The organism is Lacinutrix sp., assembly GCF_023299985.1.
Classification (GTDB): domain Bacteria; phylum Bacteroidota; class Bacteroidia; order Flavobacteriales; family Flavobacteriaceae; genus Lacinutrix.
On record NZ_JALZVX010000046.1, the window covers coordinates 1 to 4,287 of the forward strand.

Below are 4,287 nucleotides of genomic sequence, written 5' to 3' on the forward strand. Positions count from 1 at the left end.
AGGTGGTAAATTACAATTTGATGCTAAATTGTAAATCATTAACCCTTCTGCGGGAGAGGGAATAGTAGTGACATCTGTAGAGCTAGTTAGAGATACTCTGGGTAACAAAAAGCCGCTGTTATTAGACTGTAATTCCATTATGGAGGAACTATCAGGATTTGTTGTGCCAACACCTACTTGAGCAAAGAGAGCATTTGATAAAACAAGTGTTATTAATATTATTATATTTTTCATTTTTTTTTTTTTAACAATGAATGGCAACGTTGTTACCTGATATTAAGATGTTAAGCGAAGTTAGTCTATTTTTTTGATAAAGTCAAGCAGGCCTTATTCTCTTAAGTTATAAAAAAAGTAAATAAAAAAGAAACGAAATATACTAATGCTTCTCCTTTAAAACCTCAGGCATTTTAGCTTGAAATTTTCTTAACCTTGGTATAGAAACGTTTTGGATGTAACCACTATTTGGATGTAATCTCTCGTAGTTTTGGTGGTAATCTTCACCAATCCAGAATTTTTGAAAAGGATACACTTCTGCAGCAATTGTTTTGCCTAGTTTTTTAGCTAAAGCTGCTTTTTTAGTGTCTATAATTTGTTTCTGTGCATCGTTTTGGTAAAAAATAATAGAACGGTATTGTGAGCCTCTATCTGGACCTTGACCATTAACTTGTGTTGGGTTTTGCGATGCAAAATAAACGTCTACCAATGTTTCGAAACTTACAATTTTAGGATTGTAAATAATCTCTACTGCTTCTGCATGTCCAGTTCTACCTGTGTTACTGCCTGCGTAAGTTGGGTTTTTTGTGTGTCCTCCAGCATAACCACTTATAGACTCTTCTACACCTTTTACACTCTCGTAAACAGCTTCTACACACCAAAAGCAACCACTTGCAAAATAAGCTTTAGCCATCCCATTTTCTAGTGCAACTTCTACTGGTCTTGCAGTTTTTACATCGTTTTTATTGGTATTACTGTCTGCGTTTTGCGCAGCGTTTTTACAATTAAATAGAAAGGTTACAGCAACAAGTACGATTAATTTTTTCATAGTGATTTTTTATTATTGGTCGTATAAAGTTAAGTAACCTTAATGTAAATATTACTAGTTATTATTTATAAAGATTCTTCGTTTTGCTCTGAATGACAAATAAAACTATTTAGGAAAACAAAAAAAGCCTTCATTTTAATGAAGGCTTAATTATATAAATTTAAATAAGTTTATAGTTTTTTAAACATTTTTATCATTTTTTCTTTTTGTTCAGTAGCTAATGCTTCATCAATTAAAATACGTCCAGAATGTTCATCTGTAATAATTTTTTTACGAGAAGCAATCTCCATTTGTACTTGTGGTGGAATAGTAAAGTAAGAACCTCCAGCAGCACCTCTTTCGATTGGTACAACAGCTAAACCATTTTTTACATTAGTACGTATTCTATGGTAAGCTTTTACTAAGCGTTCTTCTAGTTTCTTTTTATAGTCTTCAGACTTTTTAAGTAGCGCTTCTTCTTCTTTTTCAGTTTCTGCTAAAATAGCATCTAGCTCACTTTTTTTATGCTTAAGGTGTGTTTCGCGCTCCTTAGCATGGTCTTTAGTTTTATTAATAACTTCTTTCTTTTGCTCTATTTGTGCCTTAAACTCTCTAATATGTTTTTCAGCAAGTTCTATTTCAAGTTCTTGGTATTCTACTTCTTTAGTTATAGAATTAAATTCTCTATTGTTTCTAACGTTTTTTTGTTGCTCGTTATACTTTTTAATTAAAGTTTTAGCTTCTTCTATTAGGTTTTTTTTATCACTAATTTGAGAATCTGTAGATGCTAAATTGTCTTCCAATTTTGCTAATCTTGTTTTTAATCCAGTAACTTCATCTTCTAGATCGCTAACTTCTAAAGGTAGTTCGCCACGAACACTTTTTATTTCATCGATTCTTGAATCGATTAATTGTATATCGTATAAAGCTCTTAAACGTTGTTCTACACTTATTTCTTTACTTTTTGCCATATTTTAAAAATACTTAACTGGATTGGTGTTTGTCTTCGATAAAACGACTGCAAATTTACTATTTTTTTTTGTAAGAAGTGCTAATAAACCGTTTTTTGTGTACTGCTCACTTTCATAATGCCCTATGTCTGCTAAAACGATACTATTTTCTGCAGAGAAAAAGTCGTGATATTTTAAATCTGACGTTATAAAAACATCTGCCTTTGCTGCCTTTGCTGCTTGTATAGCAAAACTTCCTGAACCTCCTAAAACTGCTATTTTTTGTACAGGTTTATTTGTAAATTTAGAATGACGAATGCATTTAGAGTTCATTTTTATTTTTAAGACCTTGAAAAAATCAGCTTCGGACATTGGCTTTTTTAAACTACCAATCATTCCCATACCAATATTCTGGTTTTTGTTTTCTAAAGTTGTTATTTCATAAGCAACCTCTTCATAAGAATGATTTTTAAAAAGCGTATTTATTACTTTAGATTCTAAGTGCTTAGTAAACGTTACACTAATTTGTGTTTCTTCTTCAAAATGTGTTTCTCCTATTTTTCCTTTTGTGGGATTAGCGTTTTGGTTGCCTTTGTAAGTACCAATGCCTTCAATATTAAAACTACAGTGACTGTAATTACCAATAGTTCCTGCGCCAATATTAAAAATAGCTTGCCTTAAGTTGTTAGCTTCTGCTTTGGGAACGTAAGTGGTCAATTTCTTTATGGCTTCAGCTTGTGGAATTAATATTTTTCGGTTTGTAAGTTCTAATTGATCACAAATAATGGCGTTTACACCATTTATATGGTTGTCTAACGCTGTATGTATAGCATATATAGCAATGTCGTTTTTTATTGCTTTTTGTACTGTACGTTCTACATAGGTTTTTCCTGTAAGCTTTTTTAAACCTTTAAAAATTATAGGATGAAAGCTTACTATAAGGTTGCAGTTGTTCTCTATGGCTTCATCTACAACAGCTTCTAAAGTATCCAGAGTTATTAAAACACCTGTAAGCTTTGTGTTTCTATCTCCTACAAGCAAACCTACATTATCGAAATCTTCGGCATAAGCCAGAGGAGCAAAGTTCTCTAAATGGTTAATTACATCTTGAATTATCATAGGCTTGATGAATTTGATTTATTTAAACTTATTTTAATTTATGTTTAACAAATATAAAATTTTTACTTTCGTTATGCTGAAACAGGATTAATGAAATTTATTAGATTTATATTATTTCCAATTGTACCAATTTATTTTTTGGTGACTTGGTGCCGAAATATGTTGTATAATTTAGGTGTTAAAACGTCAAAAACTTACAATTTTCCTACTATTTGTGTAGGTAATTTAAGTACTGGAGGAACAGGTAAAACACCAATGGTTGAGTATTTAATAAGGTTTTTAAAAGACGATTATAATTTGGCAACTTTAAGTAGAGGTTATGGAAGGGAAACTAAAGGTTTTGTGTTGGCTTCTAAAATAGATTCTGCTGAAACATTGGGAGACGAGCCGTTTCAGTTTTATAAAAAATTCAATACTAGTATTTTAGTTTCTGTAGACGAAAACAGGCAAAACGGAATTTCTAATCTTAGAAAGCTTAATAATAAACCTAATTTAATTATTTTGGATGATGCTTTTCAGCATAGAAAAGTAAAAGCGAAACTTAATATTTTACTCACTACTTATTCTAATTTATATTATGAGGATATTGTTTTGCCAACTGGTAATTTAAGAGAGCCTAGGCAAGGTGCAAAGCGTGCTCAAATAATTGTTGTTACTAAATGTCCTAAACATTTATCGCAAGAGAAAAAGGTAATAATTGAAGCTAAGTTAAAACCAGAGCAGCACCAAGAAATATTTTTTAGTAGTATTAGTTATGCTAACAAAGTTATTGGAGAGAAAAATGAAATAGCACTAAACGATTTAAAAGAATTTACCTTAGTTACTGGTATTGCGAATGCTAAACCTTTGGTTGCTTTTTTAAGAAATGAAGAGCTAAATTTTAATCATTTAGAATATAGTGATCATCATGTTTTTTCTAAAAAAGAAATTGAAACGATTGCTAAGAGCGAATTGATAGTTACAACAGAAAAAGATTATGTAAGGCTAATTACAGATTCTCAATTAGTTAATAAACTTTATTTTTTACCAATAGAAATGACAATAGATAAGGAAGATGCTTTTAACAAAATAGTAAAAGTTAGAATAAAAGTTTAGGCATTGTTTTTAAGCATTAAAGCATCAAATAATTTCTTTTCGAAATCTTCTTGTTTAAAAGGTTTGCTAATAATATCTGTAAAACCTGCTTCATCAAATTCT

4 protein-coding genes and 1 pseudogene are annotated in these 4,287 nt (G+C 30.5%); 1 reads left to right on the forward strand and 4 read right to left on the reverse strand.

The window, feature by feature from the left end; genetic code table 11:
• The 4 genes and pseudogenes from Q0C58_RS02475 to Q0C58_RS02490 form a co-directional block, all read right to left on the reverse strand.
• Positions 1-234: pseudogene (locus Q0C58_RS02475) on the reverse strand (hypothetical protein); the annotation flags it as partial.
• A 142-nt stretch (positions 235-376) separates the two neighbouring features.
• Positions 377-1,042: a peptide-methionine (S)-S-oxide reductase MsrA gene (msrA, locus tag Q0C58_RS02480; RefSeq protein ID WP_290697001.1), complete on the reverse strand. Its 666-nt coding sequence runs from the start codon at positions 1,040-1,042 to the stop codon at positions 377-379.
• A gap of 170 nt (positions 1,043-1,212) precedes the next feature.
• On the reverse strand, positions 1,213-1,992 hold the full coding sequence (locus Q0C58_RS02485) for a C4-type zinc ribbon domain-containing protein (RefSeq protein ID WP_290697003.1): 780 nt from the start codon (positions 1,990-1,992) through the stop codon (positions 1,213-1,215).
• A 3-nt stretch (positions 1,993-1,995) separates the two neighbouring features.
• Positions 1,996-3,090, reverse strand: a complete 1,095-nt coding sequence (locus Q0C58_RS02490) for a Nif3-like dinuclear metal center hexameric protein (protein WP_290697006.1) — start codon at positions 3,088-3,090, stop codon at positions 1,996-1,998.
• Between the two features lie 90 nt (positions 3,091-3,180).
• Here Q0C58_RS02490 and lpxK point away from each other — a divergent pair, with 90 nt between their 5' ends.
• Positions 3,181-4,185 (forward strand): tetraacyldisaccharide 4'-kinase, encoded by a 1,005-nt coding sequence (gene lpxK / locus Q0C58_RS02495; RefSeq protein WP_290697009.1) that lies wholly within the window; start codon positions 3,181-3,183, stop codon positions 4,183-4,185.
• Positions 4,186-4,287: the final 102 nt, after the last annotated feature.

What these genes read in the sequence shown, in the direction of transcription:
- Q0C58_RS02485 (WP_290697003.1), bottom strand. Translation starts at nt 1,992, where the DNA reads ATGGCAAAAAGTAAAGAAATAAGTGTAGAACAACGTTTAAGAGCTTTA.
- Q0C58_RS02490 (WP_290697006.1), bottom strand. Translation starts at nt 3,090, where the DNA reads ATGATAATTCAAGATGTAATTAACCATTTAGAGAACTTTGCTCCTCTG.
- lpxK (WP_290697009.1), top strand. Translation starts at nt 3,181, where the DNA reads ATGAAATTTATTAGATTTATATTATTTCCAATTGTACCAATTTATTTT.
- msrA (WP_290697001.1), bottom strand. Translation starts at nt 1,042, where the DNA reads ATGAAAAAATTAATCGTACTTGTTGCTGTAACCTTTCTATTTAATTGT.